The following is a 22,259-nucleotide window of genomic DNA, read 5'->3' as shown; positions in this document are numbered from 1 at the left end:
GCAGCCGCTCAACAGTTACGCGTATCCCGGCATAAGAAAATAGATAATACTCATTTTCCAACATAGTTTCTCAGGATCGGCGTTTCATTATCCGGCCACATGGTGCTTCTAGAGCCAGGCAAATGGAAAATCACGTTCACGCTTCGGCGCGAGTTACGGCAGCTTTCCGAAACCCGAGAAACCGAATGCCAGGAATTATCGGAGCGGACAAGGACAACGGAGTTGCCAACGATCGGCATAACCTCCGCAAATACATCGCTTGGATTGGATGAATTCAGTATATTTATATGCCCGCCATTTTGAGGATTCCAGGATTCGTTAAAGTATAGAACATGAGTGACAATTTTCTCCCGCAGGTCGAGATGAGGTCCCATCCAAGCCCCCGTTCCATAGTGAATGGCATTAATCTCCATTGGTGCGTTCGATAGGTCGCATCCCGTAAGTTTGCCAACTGCGGATCGATAGGCGGGGGACAGCAAATCTGCGGCGAGTTCTTTCCATGCGGGGCTGAGGTGGTCAACGAGCGTACAGGTGTCGGCTCCCAAATGAACCAGCGACCGGGCGACATATTCGTAGCCTTTTTCTCCGTCATGCCCGGACACGGTCTTGAAATTGTCGCGTGGAAACGACGCTGCAAGCGCCGCAGCATTTCCAAAAGAGTACAATTTATCGACGAAAGCCCACTTGAAGGGCTCGGACGCGAGCACTTGTCGTTCGATTCTGGTTATCTCGAGCATTTGCAATCGCTCCGATCAATTGGCTCGTCATAGTCGTTAACGTGAGATGGCGGAGCACTTCACGTCCAAAAATCCGTCAACTTCAGCAAAGTTCTATTTCTCGACGAGATTCGGAACTGCTGAAGCTGATTTTTCGATGGTATCGCAGATTTGGCTTACCCATTCGAGCATTCCCGAATTGGCCGCACCGTATGTTCCGGTGGAAGAGCGAATCGCTGTTTGGCTGACATCATCCCAATATCGATCAAGACGCTCCTCGATTTCGACAATACGCACGTCCGTTCTGATGCCGCGCTTTAAAAGACGTTCGATGGATTTATCGTCGTCTACCGCACATAGGCCATCAAAACCTTTCAGCAGCTCAAATTTTCGGTCGCCTGGCACCGGCGAAAACGGCGCACGCAGCACCGGAACACCATAGCTGAGGCCGGTAATGCACGCGTGGAGGCTGGATGCGACCAAGAGTTGTGACCTACCGATAATTTCACTGATGAGCAGCGGGTGCAGCCAGCGCGGAGAGCTTGCGGTAGCGCCCTCAAAATACGGAAAAACCTCAGCTCTATCCCCATGGCACCAGCAAATTGGCAGAACTACGGCAGTTACGTCCGCAAAAGATCGCATAATACTTTCAATTGTCGAGCGATATGCTCCGATCGCTGAGTTGGCTTGAATAACGATATACCGACCTTCTAAATTGAGCGACTGTCGCCATTGAACATAATCGTCGCTGGGTTCATTGAGGGGCCAGAGGCGCGCCAGGGAAAAAGCTGTATCCGGAAGCGGGTGAACAGCCGCCTTTGGTGCCAACCTCGAAAGGTAGACCTGTGACGCGACATCGCGGACGCCGATAAAATAGCTCGCGACAAAAACTCTTTGTATGAGTTCAGTATACCATGGTGCGGGGGGGGATCCTGTCCATGCGCCTACCGCGTTCCAGAATACAGGTTTACCAATAGTCGCAGCGAGGACGGCAGGGACTAACCAATACGCTATTGGCACATTGATCCCGTAAGGAACATGAACCGGATAGTGTTTATCGAAACGAACAATCTGGCCACCGCCAATCAGAAGTGCCGACAGCGAGGGTACTATGTTGTGTGTTTCTTTGGTCGTAACGACCTGAAAGGGCCAAGAGGCGCTCGATTTGCTGTTCGGAGAAATGGCCCGGACACGAACGCGTTGGTCCCGCCGCGAAAGTGCGGCTTGGGCGATTAGCGGAAACAGCAGATCGCCATAATTTTCGACGTCAAATGTTCCGACAATTCCAACATCGATATTATTTATGTCGTCGATCGGCATCGATTTTGAGAAAACCCAAGCGAGTAGAATTTTGTGATGGGTAACATCACGACGTTCCAAGCACTACAAGCCGCCCCTCGTGCTTTTCGGGAACTCCCATGAAGAAAGTCGAAAGCGATAGGCGAACTAAGATCGCTCTGCGCTCCCAAACTACGACCATGATCGCCCAAAAGCGGAAGAAATCGAAATAGGAGATAACCGGCCTGGTCAAAAACGGAACAATTGAGCGGTTATCTCCATATCCCAGACGAGAACAAAAAAAGAACTTGTCCACGAGAACAAACCATGATCATATAACGTCATGGCGCGCATTGAGATGTGGTCGCGCCCCTGCCATAAGGAGCGCAACCCGTGAATCAGGCGAATCTCAAGCTCGTGGAAGGCTCCTCGATGGACAAGGCCAAGGCGCTGGACGCAGCGCTCTCGCAGATCGAACGCGCCTTCGGCAAGGGCTCGATCATGCGGCTGGGCAAGAACCAGCAGGCGATCGAGATTGAGACGATTTCGACGGGTTCGCTGGGCCTCGACATCGCGCTCGGCGTCGGCGGCCTGCCGCGCGGCCGCGTCATCGAGATCTACGGGCCTGAATCCTCCGGCAAGACGACGCTTGCGCTCCACACCATCGCCGAGGCCCAGAAGAAGGGCGGCGTCTGCGCCTTCGTCGACGCCGAGCATGCGCTCGATCCGGTCTATGCCCGCAAGCTCGGGGTCAATCTCGATGACCTCCTGATCTCGCAGCCCGACACCGGCGAACAGGCGCTGGAGATCACCGACACGCTGGTGCGCTCGGGTGCGATCGACGTGCTGGTGGTCGACTCGGTCGCCGCACTGACCCCGCGCGCCGAAATCGAGGGCGAGATGGGCGATGTCCAGCCCGGCCTGCAGGCCCGCCTGATGAGCCAGGCGCTGCGCAAGCTGACCGCCTCGATCTCGCGCTCGAACTGCATGGTCATCTTCATCAACCAGATCCGCATGAAGATCGGCGTGATGTATGGCTCGCCCGAGACCACGACCGGCGGCAACGCACTGAAGTTCTACGCCTCGGTGCGCCTCGACATCCGCCGCATCTCGACACTGAAGGACCGCGAGGAAGCGACCGGCAACCAGGTCCGCGTCAAGGTCGTGAAGAACAAGGTCGCCCCGCCCTTCAAGCAGGTCGAGTTCGACATCATGTTCGGTGAGGGCATCTCCAAGGTCGGCGAACTGGTCGATCTCGGCGTCAAGGCCGGCATGGTCGAAAAATCCGGCGCCTGGTTCTCCTTCGACAGCCAGCGCCTCGGCCAGGGCCGCGAGAACGCCAAGGCTTTCCTCAAGGCCAATCCGGATGTGGCGGCCAAGATCGAGGCTACGATCCGGCAGAATTCCGGCCTGGTCGCCGAGCGCATCCTCGACGAGGCAACCCCGACCGACGACGATCTCGACGAGGGGCAGGCCTGAACCCAGAGCAGGCTGCGAAAAACTGGTTGCCGGTTTTCGGGACAGCCGAGGCCAGATCAAAGCCCAGGCGAAACGGGGATCTCAGCGGGCGGCCGGTCGGGCCGCCCGTTTTCGTTTGCAGTCAAGGCTTTGGGGAAACATCTCGCGCTTTGGCTCTCTCGACAGGGGCAAGCCGCCTGCTAGAGCAGGATGTGAAAAAGTGGGAACCGGTTTTTCGCAATCGATCCTGCTCTCACTCTTAGATGAGAGACGGATTCAGATTTCAGATGGGATCACTTTTGTGATTCCATCTGAAATCATCCGGCTCTAGAACGCTGATGTCGCCGGGAAGCGCCCCGGCCCCGTCCTGAACCAGAGTTTCCAATTGCGATGAGCGGCGTCAACGAGATCCGGTCCACCTTCCTCGATTATTTCAAGTCGGCAGGCCATGAGGTTGTCGCCTCGAGCCCGCTCGTGCCTCGCAACGACCCGACGCTGATGTTCGCCAATTCGGGCATGGTGCAGTTCAAGAACGTCTTCACCGGCCAGGAAAAGCGCCCCTATGCTCGTGCCACCACGGCGCAGAAATGCGTGCGCGCCGGCGGCAAGCACAATGATCTCGACAATGTCGGCTACACCGCCCGCCACCACACCTTCTTCGAGATGCTGGGGAACTTCTCCTTCGGCGACTATTTCAAGGAACAGGCGATCACTCACGCCTGGACGCTGATCACGCGTGAATTCGGCCTGCCCAAGGAGAAGCTGACCGTCACCGTCTATTCCGAGGACGACGAGGCGCATGCGCTCTGGAAGAAAATCGCCGGGCTCCCGGATTCGCGGATCATCCGCATCCCGACCTCGGATAATTTCTGGCGCATGGGCGACACCGGCCCCTGCGGCCCCTGCTCCGAGATCTTCTACGACCATGGCGACCATATTCCCGGCGGCCCTCCGGGCTCGCCCGACGAGGATGGCGACCGCTTCATCGAGATCTGGAATCTCGTCTTCATGCAGTATGAAGAAGCAGCGGGCGGCATCAGGACTGACCTGCCGCGCCCCTCGATCGACACCGGCATGGGGCTGGAGCGCATCGCTGCCGTGCTCCAGGGCACGCATGACAATTATGCCATCGACCTGTTCGCGGCCCTGATCGGCGCCATCGCCGACCTGACCAACGTCCCCTCCGACGGGCCGATGAAGGCGAGCCACCGCGTCATTGCCGACCATCTGCGCTGCTCGGCCTTCCTGATCGCCGACGGCGTGCTGCCCTCGAATGAGGGCCGCGGCTATGTGCTGCGCCGGATCATGCGGCGCGGCATGCGCCATGCCCAATTGCTCGGCGCCAAGGAGCCGCTGCTCTACAAGCTCGTGCCGGTGCTGACGCGCGAGATGGGCCGCGCCTATCCCGAACTGCTGCGTGCCGAGAGCCTGATCTCCGAGACGCTGAAGCTCGAGGAGACGCGCTTCCGCACTACGCTGGCGCGCGGCCTGACGCTGCTTGACGACGCCGCCCGAGACCTGGTCGCCGGCCAGAGCCTGAAGGGCGATGTCGCCTTCACGCTCTACGACACCTATGGCTTCCCTCTCGATCTGACGCAGGACGCGCTGCGCGCGCGCGGCGTCTCGGTCGATACCGAGGGCTTTGATGCGGCAATGCAGCAGCAGAAGGCCAAGGCGCGCGCCGCCTGGGCCGGCACCGGCGAAGCCGCGACCGAAAAGCTCTGGTTCCCGCTGCGCGACCGCGTCGGCGCAACCGAGTTCCTCGGCTATGACACCGAGACCGCCGAGGGCGTGGTCACGGCGCTGATCCGCGACAATGCCGAGGTCGAGAGCCTGAAATCCGGCGAGAGCGGCTTCGTGATCGTCAACCAGACGCCCTTCTACGGCGAATCCGGCGGCCAGATCGGCGATGCCGGCACGATCCGCGCACCGGGCACGGTCGTCGAAGTCTCCGACGTCCAGAAGAAGCTCGGCGATGTCTTCGCTCACGCCGTCACGGTGAAGGAAGGCGAATTGAAGCGCGGCCAGCCGGTCGAGCTCCTGGTCGATCATGCCCGCCGCGGCGCGATCCGCGCCAACCATTCCGCGACCCATCTGCTGCATGAGGCGCTGCGCCTCGTGCTCGGCGACCATGTCGCCCAGAAGGGCTCGCTGGTCTCGCCCGAGCGTCTGCGTTTCGACTTCTCGCATCCCAAGCCGATCTCGGCGGAGGAGCTGCGCGAGGTCGAGGAGATCGCCAATGCGATCGTGCTGCGCAACGAGCCGGTGACGACCCGGTTGATGAGCGTCGACGAGGCGACCGCCTCGGGCGCGCGTGCGCTCTTCGGCGAGAAATATGGCGATGAAGTCCGCGTCGTCTCGATGGGAACGACGGCTGCGGACAAGCCATTCTCGATCGAGCTCTGCGGCGGCACCCATGCGACGCGCACCGGCGATATCGGCCTCGTCAGCGTTGTCGGCGAGAGCGCGGTGGCGGCAGGCGTGCGGCGCTTGGAGGCGATGACCGGAAACCATGCCCGCGCGCATTTGAACTCCGAATCCCGCTTGCTGCAGGGCCTCGCCAGCCTGCTGAAGGTTCCAGCCTCCGAGGCCGGAACCAGGCTTACCGCCCTGATCGAGGAGCGCCGCAAGCTCGACCGCGACCTGACCGAAGCGCGCAAGAAGCTCGCCATGGGCGGCGGTGGCGCAGCCGAGGACCCCATCCAGGAGATCGCCGGTGCGAAGCTGCTCGCGCGCGCCGTCAGCGGCGTCGAGATGAAGGATCTGAAGAGCCTGGCGGACGAAGCCAAGACGCGCGTCGGTTCCGGCGTCGTCGTCATCGTCGGCGTCGCCGAGGATGGCAAGGCCGGCGTGGTGGTTGGCGTCACCGAGGACATGACCGCCCGTTTCGACGCGGTGGCGCTGGTGCGCGCCGCCTCCGAACAGCTTGGCGGCAAGGGCGGTGGCGGCCGGCGCGACATGGCCCAGGCAGGCGGCCCCGACGGCGACAAGGCGCAGGCGGCGCTTGACGCCGTCGCCGCCGCGATGGGCTGAGGCGCCCCCGCTTGTTCCAGCGATGAGGTCACGGCGGCATATCCTGACGGGCCTCATCGTCCTGCTGGCGTCTTCGCCGGCGGGCTCGCAGACACGGCCTCGCGCGCCAGCTGGCCCGAGCCTGTCGGCCTCGCAAAACGTCATGGCCGGCTCGATGCTGAGCGTTGCCATCAGCAATGCGCCCGACAAGGCAAGGCTCGCCATCGCGCGGCCGGACGATGCCGCGACGCGCGCCATCATGGTCGCCGAACTGTCCGGCCGGCCCTCCGCAAGCCTGCAGACGCCCGGCGATGCGGGCTCCTACGAATTGCGATTGACCCAGGATCGCGACGGTGCACCGGTCATCCTGCTGCGCCAACCGCTCGTCACGACGCCGGCCAGCGCGACGCTCTCCGGACCCGCCCGCGTCGCGCGCGGCAATGGCCTGCCCGTGCGTGGCATCGGCCCCAATGGCGAGCAGGATCGCGTCGTCATCGTGCCGAAGGATGCCGCCGCGGACGCTGCAGGCCCCTCATTCTTCCCGGCGGAAAATAGCGAGGCGACCTTGGAGGCTCCCGAGACGCCGGGCGCTTACGAACTGCGCTATGTCATGCACGCGCCGCTGGCCGAACATCGCATCCTGGCGCGCCAGGAGATCACGGTCGAATAATACTGACGGCCTTCGGCGCTGAGCGATGGCGTTATTCGCTGCCGTCATTCCGGGCAGGCCGCAGGCCTGAGCCCGGAACCCAGAACCCAGAACCGATGCGGGTCGTCATGAAGCGAGCCGGCGCCCCGCTCCTTCTCAAGCAGCGACATCGCTTCCGGGTTCCGGGCTCGATCCTTCGGATCGCCCCGGAATGAAGGCCGAGCCTCAGCCATGAGCCGATCTCAAAGGCCGTTAGTATAAGCTCTCGCGCCCGCCCCCATCAGAGTTCGTGGTCGGGATGCTGGCGCGAACGATATCGGGCGATCTCGTCCGGCGGGATATCGTCCTCGGTGCTCGTGCCGGAAAGCCGGCAGAGATCGTCGAACCAGGGCATGCGGCCCTCGACGCCATAGGCCAGGGTCGGCGGATGGCCCGCCGGATCGTCGAGACTGCCGGCGGTGACCGAAATCCGGCCGCTGCCGCGATAGCTGAAGCTCAGCGGCGTGCCGCAGGACGAACAGAAGCCGCGCTCTGCCGCCTCGGAGGAAGCGAAGATGTTGGGCTGCCCTTTGATCCAGACGAGATCATCGAGCGCCGAGCTGGCGAAAGCGCCGAAATAGCCCCCGACAGCCTTCTGGCACATCCGGCAAAAGCAGATCGAGACTTTGGACGGCGGCTGTTCGAGCCGATAGCGCACCGCGCCGCATTGGCAGCCTCCGGTCACGGTCAGTGTCTTGGCCATAATGGGATCCCCACGAAAAAGCCCGGCCAATCTGGCCGGGCTTGAAAGTGGCGACAAGTCGCGCTGGCGCGTTTTCGAGCGAAGTGGACACCGGTTCGCGTGAAGAAAACGCGTTAAAATAAAGGGCAGGAGCTGTTGAACGATCCAATTGGATCGGAAACGGCTCTAACGCCTCAGGCAGTCATCGCCTTGCGCAGGTTGTCGCTGACCTTGTCGAGGAAGCCGGTGGTCGAGAGCCACTTCTGCTCCGCGCCGACCAGCAGCGCCAGGTCCTTGGTCATGTCGCCGGCCTCGACCGTGTCGACCGTGACCTTCTCCAGCAGGGTCGCGAACTTGGCGAGCTCGGCATTGCCGTCGAGCTTGGCGCGGTGGGCAAGGCCACGCGTCCAGGCGAAGATCGAGGCGATCGAGTTCGTCGAGGTCTCCTTGCCCTTCTGGTGCTCGCGATAATGGCGCGTCACCGTGCCGTGGGCAGCCTCGGCCTCGACGGTCTTGCCGTCCGGCGTCATCAGCACCGAGGTCATCAGGCCGAGTGAGCCGAAGCCCTGCGCGACGGTGTCGGACTGCACGTCGCCATCATAGTTCTTGCAGGCCCAGACATAACCGCCCGACCACTTCATCGCGGAGGCGACCATGTCGTCGATCAGGCGATGCTCATAGGTGATGCCGAGCTTGTCGAATTCGGCCTTGAACTCGGCCTGGTAGATCTCCTCGAAGATGTCCTTGAAGCGGCCATCATAGGTCTTGAGGATGGTGTTCTTGGTCGAGAGATAGACCGGGTATTTGCGGATCAGGCCGTAATTCAGCGAAGCGCGGGCGAAATCCCGGATCGAATCGTCGAGGTTGTACATCGCCATGGCAACGCCGGCGTCGGGAGCCTTGAAGACCTCCTTCTCGATCACCGCACCGTCCTCGCCGACGAACTTGATCGACAGCGTGCCCTTGCCGGGGAACTTGAAGTCGGTGGCGCGGTACTGATCGCCATAGGCGTGGCGGCCGATGACGATCGGCTGGGTCCAGCCCGGCACGAGGCGCGGCACGTTCTTGCAGATGATCGGCTCGCGGAAGATCACGCCGCCGAGGATGTTGCGGATCGTGCCGTTGGGCGACTTCCACATCGACTTCAGGTTGAATTCCTTCACACGGCCTTCATCGGGCGTGATCGTCGCGCATTTCACCGCAACGCCATGCTTCTTGGTGGCGTTGGCGGCGTCGATCGTGACCTGGTCGTCGGTGGCGTCGCGGTTCTCGACCGAGAGATCGTAATAATCCAGCTCGAGGTCGAGATAGGGGAAGATCAAGGTCTCCTTGATCTTCTGCCAGATGATGCGGGTCATCTCATCGCCGTCCATATCGACGACCGGGTTGGCGACCTTGATCTTGCTCATGTGATTTCGACCCCTGATGCTGGCCAGACTGGAACGTTTCCGGCCTGCAGCAAGCACGCGGCAGGCGGCTGCGCGCTTCCTAGCGGGTTCGGGGGCGAGGGGGAAGCACGGCTTTTGGGCGAATGCCTCGAAGTCGATGCTGCACTGCCGCAAAAATTGCACGGTCCCGTTCTAGCCTTGCTTGCTGATCGTCATCGCGCAGGGGCGACCACCATGCATCACCACCATCGCAGACTTCGCCTTGGCCCGCTCGCCTGGATGCGCACCGGCGTCGCTGGAGCCGCACTCGTCATGGCTGGCGCCGTACAGGCCGACGAGGGCCTGCCCTACAGCCCCCGTATCCCGATCCCCAAGCCGGCGCTCGATTTCGAAGCTCCCGGAGACGCGCTCGACCAAGGCCGGCAGGACAGCGTCAGTGACGCCAGCGCCGCCCTCCTCGAACCCGATCTGACCGGGCTCGCGGCACAGATCGCCACCTCGAACGCCCATGGCCAGGCCCGCGCGCCTATTCCCGTCGACATCATTCGCAAGGGCTTTGCCGCTCGCAGCACCATGGCCGGCGCGCTACCGGAACGCTCCGTCGGCTTCAAGCTCGGCGCCGATATTGCCTCGGTCTCCACCAGGCTGATCGCGCCTGGTGGAGATGAGCGAGGTCGCGACGCCCGAATCGACTGGCGGCTCGCCCGCCCGATCGCCAATGCCGGTCCGGGCTTTATCTGGACGATCTCGACGGGCGGCGGCAGCGGCGTCCTCGGCAATCCCGAGCAGAATGCCAATCTGCTGGTCGGCTATCGCCACCAGCTCTTCGAGCACCTGACCATGACCTCGCAAGTGAGCATGGGCGGCAATTATGTCTTCGCTCCCGGCGACGGCCCGCACTCGACCCTGGTGCCTGAAGTCAAGCTCTCGGCCAATCTCGCCGCCCTGGCCGACCTGCCCTGGGAGGCCTCCCTCGATGTCGCTTTGGCCCGGCAGATGCCGCTCGTCGCGAGCGATTTCGAGACGCGCGGCACCGCCATGCTGCGCCTGAAATACAATCTCGATTAATAAGACCCGCTCGATTAATAAGACCCGCTCGATTGACGAGCCCCTGCCCTGCCTTCCACGAGCTTCCCCCTTTGCGCCGGCCGCTTTAGCTTGACGCCGCCATGGACAGCTCATCTTCCAAATTCGCCCTCGTCACCGGCGGCACGCGCGGCATCGGCGCGGGAGCCGCGCTCACCCTTGCCCGGGCCGGCTACGAGGTTCTCGCCACCGGACTGACCTCAGAGGAGGTTGCGGTCGCCCCGCCCCATCCCGCGATCCGCCACACGCAGCTCGACGTCACCAGCGACGCACAGGTCGCAGGCATCGTTGCCTTGTGCCCGCGCCTCGACGCGCTGGTGAATTGTGCCGGCATGATCCAGCGCAACGGCAAGGAGTTCGAGATCGACGCCTTCCGCATGACGATCGAGGTCAACCTCAACGGCACGATGCGGATGTGCCTCGCGGCAAAGGACAAGCTGGCGGCGAAGGCACAGGGCAAGGCCGGCGGCGCGATCGTCAACATCGCCTCGATGCTGACCTTCCACGGCTCGGCCTATGCGCCGGGTTACTCCGCCTCCAAGGGCGCGATCGGCCAGCTCACCAAATCGCTGGCGGCGGCCTGGGCGACTGAGGGCATTCGCGTCAATGCGGTCGCCCCGGGCTGGATCGCAACCGAGCTGACGAAGCCGCTGGTCGAGGACGCCGCCCGCTCGGCGCCGATCCTGGCGCGCACACCGATGGGCCGCTGGGGCGAGCCCGGCGATGTCGGCGGCGCGATCGCCTTCCTGCTCTCGGACGCGGCGGCCTTCGTCACGGGCGCGATCCTGCCTGTCGATGGCGGCTATCTCGCGGTCTGAACAGCGCACGCAGCGCGACGACAAAAACACCAACCGGCGCAATAAGATGCCGGGCTTTGCGGAATCAGGTCGGCAGCGACTTGAATCAGGATGTCAGAACCGGAGAGACGCCATGAACAAGGTCAGCCCCATTCCCGTCATCGCCTCGGATGCCGAGCGCTGGACGCCCTATCGCCATCCCCAGCCCAAGGATTCCCCGCCTGAGCTGATCGTGCCGAACGTCATTCCCAGCGATGAACGCGTCTGGGTGCCGGTCGACGACAATGTCTGGTTCCGGCCGCTCTGCCTCTCCGTGACGCGCGGCTATTGGATGAACCTGCTGCGCGTGCGCCGCTCCGGCGTGCTCTCGCGCCACCGCCACCCCCAGCCGGTGCATGGCTATGTGCTGAAGGGCCAGTGGCGCTATCTCGAACATGACTGGGTCGCGACCGAAGGCGCCTATGTCTATGAGGCGCCAGGTGAGACCCACACGCTGGTGGTCGACCCGGAGACGGAGGAAATGATCACCATGTTCCAGGTCAATGGCGCGATGATCTATGTCGATCCCGACGGCAAATGCCTCGGCTATGACGACGTCTTCACCCGCCTCGACAAGTGCCGGGCGCATTATGCCAGCAACGGGCTTGGAGCGGATTACGCGGATCAGTTCATCCGCTGAGACGGCAAGCGCCTTAAACCTCCCGGTCATGCCGCAGGCCTGAGCCCGGAACCCATGGACACCCGCTAACCGTCATGGTCGGGCTTGTCCCGGCCATCCACGTCTTCGCTGGTCGAGGCCTGTGTTCAAGACGTGGATGCTCGCCACAAGGGCGAGCATGACGAACTGGAGACGCCTCGTGGTCACGGGGCCGGGCCCATGGCAGCGCCATGCCCCGGAATGACGGACCGCGAAAACTGCTACCGCCCGAGCTTGGCCAGCTCCACCGCCGCCCGCAATTCGATATGCGCCAGAACATCGTCCAGGCGCGGGTCGTCGGTCATCTCGCGCCGCAGCGAAAGCGTCGTCTTCAAATTCTCGAGCTCGGAGATCTGGACGCGGCCCGAGAGCAGCGCCGCCTTCAGCTTGTCGAGCCCGTCGAGCAGATCATGCCCGCGCTTGGCCTGGCGCTTCTTGCGTTCCAGGGGCTCTTCATAAGCCTGTACGGCAATGAGGGTCTCGAGCCCGCTGGTCGAGCTCACGGCCTGTCCGCGCGCTGAGGTCGCGGTTTCCTCGGTTGGAAGCGTGAACGCCGCCCCCCCGCTGCGCCGGGCGGTATTGGCCTGGCCGGCATTGGTGACGGGCGCGCGCTGGTCGATCCGGATCATGGCGGCCTCGCGAAATGGTGCCAGAAGACTAGGGCGTTGCGTGGTTAACAACCGGTAAACCACCCGGCAGAAACTGCCGGGCCGGCAGGAATGGCGGCAAGGATGCGCCACCCCCGACCATGCCACCAATTCCCAAAACATTGATAAACAATGGCTTTCGATTTGCCCGTAACTGGCACGGGGATCGCAGGGCATCAGCGCTATCCCTGCCCTCTTGCCGGTGCATTCATGTTTCGCCTGCCAGCCCTCCAGACCCTGCTGACACCCGTCGCGGCCCTGCTCGCGCTCGGCATCGTCATGGCGGCAGGGCCGGCGCAGGCGCTCTCCCGCATCAAGGACCTCGCCTCTGTCGAGGGCGTCCGCACCAACCAGATCCTGGGCTACGGCATCGTCGTCGGCCTCAACGGCACCGGCGACACGCTGAACAACGCCCCCTTCACCAAGCAGTCGCTCACCGCGATGCTGGAACGGCTCGGCGTCAATACGCGCGGCGCCAATATGCGCACCGCTAACGTCGCCGCCGTGATGGTGACCGCCAACCTGCCGCCCTTCGCCACGCAAGGCACGCGGCTCGACATCACGGTTTCGGCGCTGGGCGACGCCAAGTCGCTGCAGGGCGGCACGCTGCTGGCGACGCCGCTGCTCGGCGCCGATGGCGAGGTCTATGCGGTCTCGCAGGGGCCGGTCGCGATCGCCGGTTTCTCGGCCGAGGGCGAGGCAAGCAAGATCACCCGCGGCGTGCCGACTGTCGGGCGCATTGCCAATGGCGGCCTCGTCGAGCGCGAAATCGACTTCGCGCTGAACAAGCTCAAGACGCTGCGGCTCTCGCTGCGCAATCCCGATCTGACGACGGCGCGCCGGATGGCCGCCGCCATCAACGACTTCCTCGGCGGCGATGCGGCCGAGCCGACCGACCCCTCGACCATCGTGCTCCAGATCCCGGCGCGCTTCCAAGGCAACATGATCCGGATGCTCACCGATATCGAGCAGCTCAAGATCGAGCCCGACCAGCTCGCCCGCATCGTCATCGACGAGCGCTCCGGCATCATCGTGATGGGCAAGGATGTCCGTGTCTCCACCGTCGCCGTGGCGCAGGGCAACCTGACGGTCACGATCAGCGAGCAGGCGCAGGTCAGCCAGCCCGCCCCGCTCAGCAACGGCCAGACCACCGTGGTGCCGCGTTCCAACGTCAAGGTCGATACCGAAGGCGGCAACAAGCTGGCGCTCGTCCGCGAGAGCGTGACGCTGGCCGAGCTCGTCGACGGCCTCAATGCGCTCGGCATCGGCCCGCGCGACCTGATCTCCATTCTCCAGGCCATCAAGACGGCCGGCGCTCTCCAGGCAGAAATCGAGGTGATGTGATGACTGCTGCTCTTGCAATCCCCGCCGCAAAGCTGGCGCTGAATACCGCCGGCAGCGTTCTCGACAGCGTCAAGAACGCGCTCGACCCCGCCAAGGCCAAAGCCAAGAAGCAGGCCGACGACTTCGAGACCGTCTTCCTCGAACAGACCACGGAGCGTCTCCTCGCCACCCCCGAGGGCACCGAGGGCCCGCTCGGCGAGAACGGCACCGGCGGCGGCATCTATAAGTCGATGCTGAGCCAGCAATACGCCAAGCAGCTGCAGAAGGCCGGCGGCGTCGGCCTCTCCGACCAGATCATGCGCGACCTGCTCAAGGTCCAAGAACAAAGCAGCGGAGCGACGCATGTCGGTGGCTAAGCGCATTCTCGACGAGCGTCCGCGTATCTCGACGCCGCTCGAAGCCCGCGCGCTGATCGAAGCGGTGCTCGAGGCGCTCAGCGCCTTGTCTCATCTCGTCGGCGAGGAAACCGAACTCGTCCGCGCCGGGCGCCTGCCCGAGGCGATGACGCGCGAGCCGCGCAAGGCCGAGCTTGCCGGCATCTATATGCGCGGTGTCGAGCAGGTGAAGCTCAATGCGGTCGCACTGGCGCGGTTCGCCCCCGACCAGGTCACGCGGCTCAAGCTCGCCCATGTCGGCTTCCAGGCGCTGATCGACATCAACCAGCTCGTCCTGGCCACGGCCCGCGCCGTCTCGGAATCGATCGTGCGCGATCTCGCGAGCGATGCCGGCAAGCCCTCGCGCGCCGCCGGCTATGGCCCGGCCTCCACGGTCGGCGCCGGCGCCTTCGCGCGCCCCAATGCCGGGCCTCTGGTGGTTTCGCGGCGGCTCTGAAGCGGCTGCCACGTAAACCATCAATATTTACCTAATTCCCTAACGTCACGTTCAAGTTTGACTGCGATAGTTCGCAGCTGGCGCGGCATGTCCCGCGCCGGCCTTGCTACGGGACGCGGCGCATCGGCGCCGTGAGATGCTCCAGAAGGAGTGAAGCTATGGATCTTGGCAACGTACCGAGGGTAACGGGAGTAGCCGGCGTCAACATCATCCCGCGCTCCGACGTCGTCGCGGCCAAAGGCAGCGTCACGGTCGAGCTGCCGCCGGAGCAGACAGTCCAGTCGGCGGGCGAGGCCGTCCGGATCGAGATCCGGACGCAGGATCGCAAGACCCAGGCCAGCGCCGAGCGCGATGCGGCCAACCGCCAGGGCGAACAAGCCTCGCGCGACGTGATCGAGAGCCATCTCTATATCGAGCCGCTGACGCGCAGCCTTGTCCTGCAGAAGAGGAACCTGCAGACGGGCGAGACGACGGAGCAGGTGCCCGATGAGGCGACGCTGAAGCTGCGCGTCTACAACCGCCAGCTCGCCGAGCTGGCCCGCGAGGCCAGCGAGGCCGCGGCGCACACCGTCGAACGCACCGCCTGACCAGGCCGCCAGGAACAAGCCCGCTTTGAACCGCCCGCCTCCAAGCGGGCGGTTTTCGTTTGGACCCGACCGATGGGCCTCGATTCACGGTTCGAGCGGAATTGACGCCCCATTAACCACGCTCCGCCTTCAGCGCATTCCTGCACAATTCGACGGCAGAAATTTACCGCTTGTTACGAGCTGGCGGACGAGTGTCCCGGTGTCGCGGCCAGAATGATCGCGACGCCAGAAGGCATCATCCCAGAAGGGTACTAGTCACATGTCCACCATTTCGCTTTCCTCTGGCGTTCGCGCCGCCCTCGGCTCGCTCTCCTCGGTCAAGTCCGACGCCGCCCAGGCCCAGTACCGCCTCTCCACCGGCAAGAAGGTCAATTCTGCCGTTGACGATCCGGTCAACTTCTTCACCGCTGCCGGCCTGAATGACCGCGCCGGCCAGCTGACGAAGAACCTCGACGGCATCTCGAACGGCATCCAGACGATCACCGCTGCCTCGCAAGGCATCGACTCGATCACCAAGCTGGTGTCGTCGCTGCAGTCGACGATCAAGCAGGCGCAGGCCGACGCTGTCGCCAATCGTCCCGCCAAGGCCGGCACGGCTCTTTCGACCGCTGCCGAAACTGCCCTCAACAGCAAGAGCCTGAAGGACACGACCCTCGACAAGTCGCTGGCCGACGACAACGGCGCCACCGCCAACACGGCAACCGCCGCCTATGCTGGTAACCTTGGTATCGACACCTCGACCAACACCAACCTCGCCGTGACGATCTCGGCCGGCAACACGACCTATACCGCTGCCCTTTCCGCTACCGGTACGGTTCGTGACCTCGTCAACGAGATCAACAAGTCGGGTATCGCGACCGCCTCGGTCGACGACGCCGGCAAGCTCAACGTCACCGGCAACGGCTCCAACACGCTGAAGGTCGGTATCGGTTCGGGTACTTCAGCTGCGCTCGCTGCGACCGACTCGGCAGCCGGCACGCTCAACGTCTCCGCCGGCCTGCTCGTGGCGGATGCAACCACCGGCATTGCCGCCTCGGGCAACTCGACGGTCCGCTCCAACCTCGTCAACCAGTTCAACGATCTGACCAGCCAGATCGACCAGCTGGCCAAGGACGCGGGCTTCAACGGCAAGAACCTGCTCGCCGGCGACAAGCTGTCGATCGTGTTCAACGAAAAGACCGGGTCGCAGCAGTCCAAGCTCGACGTTCAGGGCTCGACGATCACCTCGGCGAACCTGGGCATCCAGCAGGCCAGCACAGCCACGGTCCCCCCGGCCGGCTCGTTCAACATCCAGGACGACTCGGCTCTGTCGACTGCCTCCGACAACCTGACCAACGTGCTGACCACTCTGCGTTCGACCTCGTCTTCGCTGGGCGCGAGCCTGTCGACGGTGCAGACCCGCCAGGACTTCACCAAGAACCTGTCGAACACCCTGACCGCCGGCGCCGACAACCTCGTCTCCGCCGACACCAACCAGGAAGCCGCCAACCTGCTTGCTTTGCAGACCCGCCAGCAGCTGTCGCAGACGGCCCTGTCGCTCTCGAACCAGGCCGACCAGGCGATCCTGCGTCTGTTCTGATCCTTCGTCCGCAGAAGCGGGCTTGCCCACAGAATGTGGGCCGAAGACAAGAGGCGGCGGAGCGAAAGCTCCGCCGCCTTTTCCATTTCTCTCCCCGAAACGCAGACTCGGACTAAGCGAACGAGAAACGTCCGGAAACACCGCGCTATTAACGTTTTGTTATCCTTAACAAAGCATTTTCGGTCCAGAGCAAACCACGCAAGCGCTGAATCGCGCTGTAGGGGACCGAACGATGGCCAATCCGATTCTCACCAGTGGCGTCAGGCAGAATCTTCTGACTCTCCAGCAGACCCGCGACCAGCAGTCCGTGATCCAGAACCGGCTCTCCACGGGCAAGAAGGTCAACTCGGCCATCGACAACCCGGTCAACTACTTCACTTCTCTGGGCCTGAGCGATCGATCCAGTGCGCTGACCGGCCTGTTGGACGGTATTTCCAACGGCATCCAGACGATTACAGCGGCCTCTCAGGGCGTGGACGCAATTGCCAAACTGGTTCAACAGCTCCAGTCAACCATCAAGCAAGCCCAGGCCGACGCCGCCGCCAACCGCCCGACCAAGGTCGGGACGGCTCTGGCAACGACAGTTGAAACAGTCGCCACGAACAAGAGCCTCAAGGATGTCACGCTCGACAAGGCACTGGTCGACAACGACGCCACTGCCACCAACAACGCCGCCGTCGGCAGCGGGACCTTGCCGGCAGGTTCGACAGCCAATGGTAACGTCGGCATCGCGTCTACGACCACCAACCTTGCTCTGACGATCACCGCCGGCAGCACGACATTCACGTCCACATCGCTTGGTCCGACCGCAACGGTTCGTGATCTCGTCAACGAGATCAATAAATCCGGCATTGCGACGGCATCGATCGACGATTCCGGCAAGCTCAACGTCACTGGCGCGGGCTCCAGCACCCTGAAGATCGGCGTCGGCGCCGGCACCAGTGCAGCTGCAGCCCTGACGGACGCACAGGCGGGCGGCCAGAATGCCTTGCTCGGCTTTGCGGCCGCAGACGCCACCACCGGCCTCTCAGCGACCGGTAACTCGACCGTTCGTTCGAACCTGATCAACCAGTTCAATGACCTAACCTCGCAAATCGATCAGCTGGCCAGGGACGCCGGGTTCAACGGCAAGAATCTGCTCGCCGGCGACAAGCTCTCGATCATCTTCAACGAGAAGACCGGCACCAACCAGGCCAAGCTCGACGTTCAGGGCCAGACGATCACCGCAGCCAATCTTGGTATCAGCCAGGCCGTCAGCGGCACGGCCGTGACCGGCCAGTTCAACATCCAGGACGATACCGAACTCAACAATATGGCCGACGTGCTGACGGGCGCCCTGACCTCCCTGCGTTCGACCTCATCGACGCTGGGCTCGAGCCTCTCGGTCGTCCAGACCCGCCAGGACTTCACCAAGAACCTGGCCAACACGCTGACGACCGGCGCCGACAACCTCGTCGCGGCCGACTCGAACGCCGAAGGCGCCAGCCTGCTGGCGCTCAACACGCGCCAGCAGCTCTCGCAGACGGCGCTCTCGCTCGCCAACCAGGCCGACCAGGGCGTGCTGCGGCTCTTCCAGTAAGAGCCCGGTCGCCCGACCGCCCTTCCCGCAGCCAGACGGCAGGACAGCTATGGCCCTCAAGGTCGAACTCAAGCCCAATGAGCGCATCATCATCGGCCAGGTGGTGATCCGCAACGACGAGCAGCGCACGCGCTTCTTCATCGATGGCGACGCGCCGATCCTGCGCGAGAAGGATATCCTCACCGCGGCCAGCGCCGATACGCCGGCCAAGAAGATCTACCTCGCCATCCAGCTCATGTACCTCGCGCAGGATCCGACGCGCGAGCACGACATCTATTTCGAGCTGGTGCGCGATTTCGTCCAGGCAGCACCAAGTTCTCTGTCGCATATTCATGAGATCAATAACCGCATCTTAAGTGGCGATCTGTACAAAGCCCTGAAGGCAGCAAAAAAGCTGATCGCCTACGAAGCGGAACTCATCGAGAATGCAACACGGGTTTAACGCGTACGCCTCCGCCGCCAAGACGGCCCAAGCCACCGTCTCCCCTCGCGAACTCGAAGCCTCCCTGCTGATCAAGGCCGCCATGCGGCTCCAGGCGATCGCCGATGACTGGACGGAGCGCGCGCGCGATCTCGACGAGGCCCTTCATTACAACCGCAAGCTCTGGACCCTGCTGGTCTCGGCTGTGATCGCCGAGGACAACCCACTGCCCGTCGGCATCAAGCAGAACATCCTCGCCCTGGCGAATTTCATCTTCAACCAGACCTTTCGCATTGCCGCCCAACCTGCTCCAGAAGCGCTCGGCGTGCTGATCAACATCAATCGCGACATCGCTGCGGGCCTGCGCGGCCGCTGAAGCGGCTCCTCAGGTCTTCTCCACCTCGCAGAAAACGAAACAGGCGTCGCCCCAACAAGGCGACGCCTGTTTTGTTTAGCGCCACGGCTCGCTCGAGCATGCTGTGCGTGCTCGGAAACTCGGCGTCATCCTGGGCGGAGCCCTCGCCCGATTTTCGATGGGCCCAAGGATAAACTCCACAGAGGCCCGGAACCCAGAACCGCTACGTGCCCTCGTGACACCAGCCGGCTACCCGTGCCTTCCCAAACAGCGATATCGGTTCGGGGTTCCGGGCTCGATCCTTCGGATCGCGTTGCGGTTACAGCGAAGGGCGCGGGGAACCCTTCTCCTGCATCGAAGTCGGGTTTACCCGACTTCGACACTTTGAGTGCTGATCTCGGGCATGCCCGAGGTCAGTGAGAAGGGCAGGGATGAGGTGTCGGCCCCTGGACCAGCGGGGTGCAGACCTCACCGCTGCTCAAGCGAGCCTTATGCGGGAAACGGCCGACCCCTCACCCTGCCCTCTCCCTACGGGAGAGGGTTCTCCGTCGAGGTTCCGCGCTCTGTCGGAAACGGGGACGAGTAAGGCTGTTATCCCCGAGCCCTGCCGTCATCCTGGGCGACCGAATGTCGTCCCGGCATCGATCGGAGCGCTCCAGAACTCTACGATGAATCCCGGGCCTCCGCTTCGCCACGCCCGGGATGACTCTATAGCTCCGAGCGAAGACGACCTTCTCTAGGCTCAGGACCTATTAAATTGGTTGCGGAGTGTGATGGCGGCTGATTCACTGGCGGTGCGAGGAGGCGCGGCCATGAGTGATCTGTTTTGGCTTTCGACGGCGCAGATGCGTCGGATTGAGCGGTATTTCCCGTTGTCCCACGGGGTTGCGCGGGTTGATGACCGCAGGGTGATCAGCGGGATCATCTTCGTGATCAGGAACGGCCTGCGCTGGCGCGACGCTCCCAAGGACTACGGCCCGCACAAGACGATCTACAACCGCTTCATCCGCTGGAGCCGGCTGGGCGTGTTCAACAAGATCTTCGCCGCGCTGGCGGCCACGGGCGGCAAGCCAGATCAGCTGATGATCGACGCCACCCACCTCAAGGCTCACCGGACGGCGGCCAGCCTGCTCAAAAAGGGGCTGTTCCCCGACGTATCCGCACCAAGGGCGGCTTGAACTCCAAGCTGCACGCTGTCTGCGATGGCTGTGGGCGACCGCTGGTCATGCTGCTCAGCGAGGGCCAGATGAGCGATTACAAGGGCGCCGCCCTCATGATCGACGCCCTCCCCAAGGCCAAGACCTTGCTCGGCGACAAGGGCTACGACGCCGACTGGTTCCGCCAGGCTCTGACCGAACGCGGGATCACGCCCTGCATCCCGCCAAAGGCCAACCGCAAAATCCAGATCGACTACGACAAGACCCTCTACCGTCAGCGACACAAAATCGAGAACATGTTCGGCCGCCTCAAAGACTGGCGCCGCATCCACACCCGCTATGATCGCTGCGCACACGCCTTCATGTCCGCCATCTGCATCGCTGCAACCGTCGTCTTCTGGCTCTAATCAATGAGTCCTGAGCCTAGGTCAGAGGTAGTTCGTCAAGTTGAGCTTCGACAGGATCGACGTCACCTGATAGCTCGCCTGCAATTGGTTCTGCAGCGCCAGGATCTGCGTGGCGACCTCTTCGGTCGTGACATTCTCGACGCCCGAAACAGCCGTCGTCAGATAATTCTTCGTGGTCTCGTTGCGATCCTTCGCCGCCGCCAGCGAACTCTGCGCCGTGCCCAGTTCGGTGATGATCTCGGCAGGCTTTTGCACGCTGCCGCCGAAACCGAGATTGTTGCTCACCCGCTCGGTCAGCGCGTCATAGCGCGCCTGCGAATTGGTGTCGGTCGCGGGAAAGGTCTCGATCGCGAGCGCGGCGAACTGGGCAAGGCCGACGCGGAAGGCCTCCTCATTGGCGCGCGCGCCGGTGCCCACGACCTGGTTCTTGTCGACCTGCACTGTCGCGGTGCTGCGGGCGGGGTCCGTGCCGTCATCGCCCTGATACCAGATCACCGTATTCGCCGCGGTCCCGGGCGCCGGAGCGCCGGTCGCGGTGTCGAAGGGCGGGCCCGGCACGCGCAATGGCGGGTTGGTGACGCTGCCATCGAAGAAGTTCTTGGCCGCGACCACCGTCGAGGCCGCCGACAGCGTCGTCGCGGCTTGCGTGCCCAGCGCGGCTGTGATCGAGGCGCGCAGATTGGCCGCCGTCGCATTGGCGTCAACGCCGATCTCGAAGCTGTCATTGGCATTGCCGGTCGTTCCGGTCGCTCGCGCCGTCAGGACCACATCCTGCTGCGTGCCGTCGGGCAGATTGAGCTTGATATGCAGGCTCTCGCCCGGCAGAGGCTGGCCGACGACATTGACGGCGATATCCGCCGGTGGGCCGGCATTATAGGTTGGCACCAGAGCGGCTGAATCCGTCGAGGTGCCGGCGAGCTTGAAGCCATAGGGCTGGGCCGGAATTTCCTCGGCGATCGTCGCCGTCGTGCCCGCCCCTGCCGCCGTCAGGCGTCCGAGGCCCGTGGTGCCGAGATCGGCTGTTTTGCGCTCCGAGACGAGCTGCTTCAATCCGGCGCGCCCTGCCCCGTCGCCATCCATCATCTCGGAATAGCTTACCGTCGGCTGCACGTCCGAAGTCCGTCCCGAGAACAGGTAGCGCCCGTTCACATTGGTGTTGAGCAGATCGAGCGTCTGCTTGAATTTTTCCTCGGCCAGGACCTGCGGCGCCGAGCGGCCGCTGGCGCTGGCGACATAGCTGTTCGAGCGCACATCGTTTTTGGTCTCGTTGGTCAGCGTCGCGAAATTCTGGACGGCCTGGGTCTGGAGGTTGAGATTGACGTCGGCGAGCTGGATGCCCGAGAGCCAGGAATCGATCGACGAGATCTTGGAGTTGAGGTCGAGGCTGGTGCCGCGCGCGATGCCGAGATCGCCATAGGTCTCGCTGCGCTTCTGCGTCGTGAGCTGGCGCTGCAGGTCGTCGAGCTGGCCGCGGGTCGAGACGAATTCATTCGGCTTGGCCGAGCGATAGGCGCCTGTACCATATGAGGTGATGGTCATCGTCTAGGTCC

General features: G+C 63.2%; 21 protein-coding genes. 15 read left to right on the top strand and 6 right to left on the bottom strand.

Annotated elements, in window-relative coordinates:
• Positions 1 to 50 precede the first annotated feature (50 nt).
• Together BMZ97_RS19680 and BMZ97_RS19675 are read right to left on the bottom strand one after the other, a co-directional pair.
• Entirely contained in the window at positions 51 to 737 is a 687-nt protein-coding gene (locus BMZ97_RS19680; RefSeq protein ID WP_092173506.1) for a 2OG-Fe(II) oxygenase, read from the bottom strand.
• A 93-nt stretch (positions 738 to 830) separates the two neighbouring features.
• The gene (locus tag BMZ97_RS19675; protein WP_092173504.1) at positions 831 to 2,036 is read right to left on the bottom strand and encodes a polysaccharide pyruvyl transferase family protein; all 1,206 of its coding nucleotides are present in this window, start codon (positions 2,034 to 2,036) and stop codon (positions 831 to 833) included.
• 351 nt (positions 2,037 to 2,387) lie between these two features.
• Here BMZ97_RS19675 and recA point away from each other — a divergent pair, with 351 nt between their 5' ends.
• From recA to BMZ97_RS19660, 3 genes are all read left to right on the top strand, one after another.
• Positions 2,388 to 3,473: a recombinase RecA gene (gene recA / locus BMZ97_RS19670; RefSeq protein WP_092173501.1), complete on the top strand. Its 1,086-nt coding sequence runs from the start codon at positions 2,388 to 2,390 to the stop codon at positions 3,471 to 3,473.
• Positions 3,474 to 3,842: 369 nt separating this feature from the next.
• Positions 3,843 to 6,485 (top strand): alanine--tRNA ligase, encoded by a 2,643-nt coding sequence (gene alaS, locus BMZ97_RS19665; protein ID WP_092173499.1) that lies wholly within the window; start codon positions 3,843 to 3,845, stop codon positions 6,483 to 6,485.
• A gap of 22 nt (positions 6,486 to 6,507) precedes the next feature.
• The gene (locus BMZ97_RS19660) at positions 6,508 to 7,134 is read left to right on the top strand and encodes a hypothetical protein (RefSeq protein WP_092173496.1); all 627 of its coding nucleotides are present in this window, start codon (positions 6,508 to 6,510) and stop codon (positions 7,132 to 7,134) included.
• 259 nt (positions 7,135 to 7,393) lie between these two features.
• On the opposite strand, the gene BMZ97_RS19655 is transcribed toward BMZ97_RS19660, so the two are convergent.
• Both BMZ97_RS19655 and BMZ97_RS19650 read right to left on the bottom strand, forming a co-directional pair.
• Positions 7,394 to 7,855: a GFA family protein gene (locus BMZ97_RS19655; RefSeq protein ID WP_092173494.1), complete on the bottom strand. Its 462-nt coding sequence runs from the start codon at positions 7,853 to 7,855 to the stop codon at positions 7,394 to 7,396.
• A 173-nt stretch (positions 7,856 to 8,028) separates the two neighbouring features.
• Positions 8,029 to 9,243, bottom strand: a complete 1,215-nt coding sequence (locus BMZ97_RS19650; protein WP_092173491.1) for an NADP-dependent isocitrate dehydrogenase — start codon at positions 9,241 to 9,243, stop codon at positions 8,029 to 8,031.
• Positions 9,244 to 9,456: 213 nt separating this feature from the next.
• On the opposite strand from BMZ97_RS19650, the gene BMZ97_RS19645 reads away from it, so the two are divergent.
• From BMZ97_RS19645 to BMZ97_RS19635, 3 genes are all read left to right on the top strand, one after another.
• Positions 9,457 to 10,290, top strand: a complete 834-nt coding sequence (locus BMZ97_RS19645; protein ID WP_139221264.1) for a hypothetical protein — start codon at positions 9,457 to 9,459, stop codon at positions 10,288 to 10,290.
• 101 nt (positions 10,291 to 10,391) lie between these two features.
• Positions 10,392 to 11,126, top strand: coding sequence for an SDR family NAD(P)-dependent oxidoreductase (locus BMZ97_RS19640; protein ID WP_092173486.1), 735 nt, complete (start codon positions 10,392 to 10,394; stop codon positions 11,124 to 11,126).
• Positions 11,127 to 11,238: 112 nt separating this feature from the next.
• A complete protein-coding gene (locus tag BMZ97_RS19635) occupies positions 11,239 to 11,784 on the top strand; it encodes a 2,4'-dihydroxyacetophenone dioxygenase family protein (protein WP_092173484.1) in 546 nt (181 codons plus the stop codon).
• Positions 11,785 to 12,023: 239 nt separating this feature from the next.
• Here BMZ97_RS19635 and BMZ97_RS19630 read toward each other — a convergent pair whose 3' ends face one another.
• Positions 12,024 to 12,431 (bottom strand): flagellar assembly protein FliX, encoded by a 408-nt coding sequence (locus BMZ97_RS19630; RefSeq protein ID WP_244546508.1) that lies wholly within the window; start codon positions 12,429 to 12,431, stop codon positions 12,024 to 12,026.
• Positions 12,432 to 12,728: 297 nt separating this feature from the next.
• Between BMZ97_RS19630 and BMZ97_RS19625 the strand changes: the two genes are divergently transcribed.
• The 9 genes from BMZ97_RS19625 (at position 12,729) to BMZ97_RS19585 (ending at position 20,709) form a co-directional block, all read left to right on the top strand.
• Positions 12,729 to 13,793, top strand: coding sequence for a flagellar basal body P-ring protein FlgI (locus BMZ97_RS19625; RefSeq protein ID WP_244546522.1), 1,065 nt, complete (start codon positions 12,729 to 12,731; stop codon positions 13,791 to 13,793).
• Complete coding sequence (locus BMZ97_RS19620; RefSeq protein ID WP_092173481.1) at positions 13,793 to 14,149, top strand: rod-binding protein; 357 nt, start codon at positions 13,793 to 13,795, stop codon at positions 14,147 to 14,149. The genes BMZ97_RS19625 and BMZ97_RS19620 overlap by 1 nt, the downstream gene beginning before the upstream one ends.
• Positions 14,136 to 14,624: a hypothetical protein gene (locus BMZ97_RS19615; RefSeq protein WP_092173477.1), complete on the top strand. Its 489-nt coding sequence runs from the start codon at positions 14,136 to 14,138 to the stop codon at positions 14,622 to 14,624. Before BMZ97_RS19620 ends, BMZ97_RS19615 begins: the two co-directional genes overlap by 14 nt.
• Before the next feature lie 158 nt (positions 14,625 to 14,782).
• A complete protein-coding gene (locus tag BMZ97_RS19610) occupies positions 14,783 to 15,211 on the top strand; it encodes a hypothetical protein (protein WP_092173474.1) in 429 nt (142 codons plus the stop codon).
• Between the two features lie 259 nt (positions 15,212 to 15,470).
• Positions 15,471 to 16,790, top strand: a complete 1,320-nt coding sequence (locus BMZ97_RS19605; RefSeq protein ID WP_092173472.1) for a flagellin N-terminal helical domain-containing protein — start codon at positions 15,471 to 15,473, stop codon at positions 16,788 to 16,790.
• A 232-nt stretch (positions 16,791 to 17,022) separates the two neighbouring features.
• Positions 17,023 to 18,369: a flagellin N-terminal helical domain-containing protein gene (locus tag BMZ97_RS19600; protein WP_092173469.1), complete on the top strand. Its 1,347-nt coding sequence runs from the start codon at positions 17,023 to 17,025 to the stop codon at positions 18,367 to 18,369.
• 49 nt (positions 18,370 to 18,418) lie between these two features.
• Positions 18,419 to 18,811, top strand: a complete 393-nt coding sequence (gene flbT / locus BMZ97_RS19595) for a flagellar biosynthesis repressor FlbT (protein WP_092173468.1) — start codon at positions 18,419 to 18,421, stop codon at positions 18,809 to 18,811.
• Positions 18,795 to 19,166 (top strand): flagellar biosynthesis regulator FlaF, encoded by a 372-nt coding sequence (flaF, locus tag BMZ97_RS19590; RefSeq protein ID WP_092173464.1) that lies wholly within the window; start codon positions 18,795 to 18,797, stop codon positions 19,164 to 19,166. The genes flbT and flaF overlap by 17 nt, the downstream gene beginning before the upstream one ends.
• A gap of 791 nt (positions 19,167 to 19,957) precedes the next feature.
• Positions 19,958 to 20,709 (top strand): IS5 family transposase gene (locus tag BMZ97_RS19585; protein WP_244546507.1). Its coding sequence is split into 2 segments (ribosomal slippage): positions 19,958 to 20,272 and positions 20,275 to 20,709, totalling 750 coding nucleotides; the frame shifts between segments, so codons are not numbered across the junction.
• A 21-nt stretch (positions 20,710 to 20,730) separates the two neighbouring features.
• Here BMZ97_RS19585 and BMZ97_RS19580 read toward each other — a convergent pair.
• Complete coding sequence (locus tag BMZ97_RS19580) at positions 20,731 to 22,248, bottom strand: flagellin (RefSeq protein WP_092173461.1); 1,518 nt, start codon at positions 22,246 to 22,248, stop codon at positions 20,731 to 20,733.
• Positions 22,249 to 22,259 lie beyond the last annotated feature (11 nt).

This window comes from Allobosea sp. OK403, assembly GCF_900113835.1.
Lineage (GTDB): Bacteria > Pseudomonadota > Alphaproteobacteria > Rhizobiales > Beijerinckiaceae > Allobosea.
Note: the sequence above shows the minus strand (reverse complement) of the source record. Positions and strands in the feature narration are given on the sequence as shown.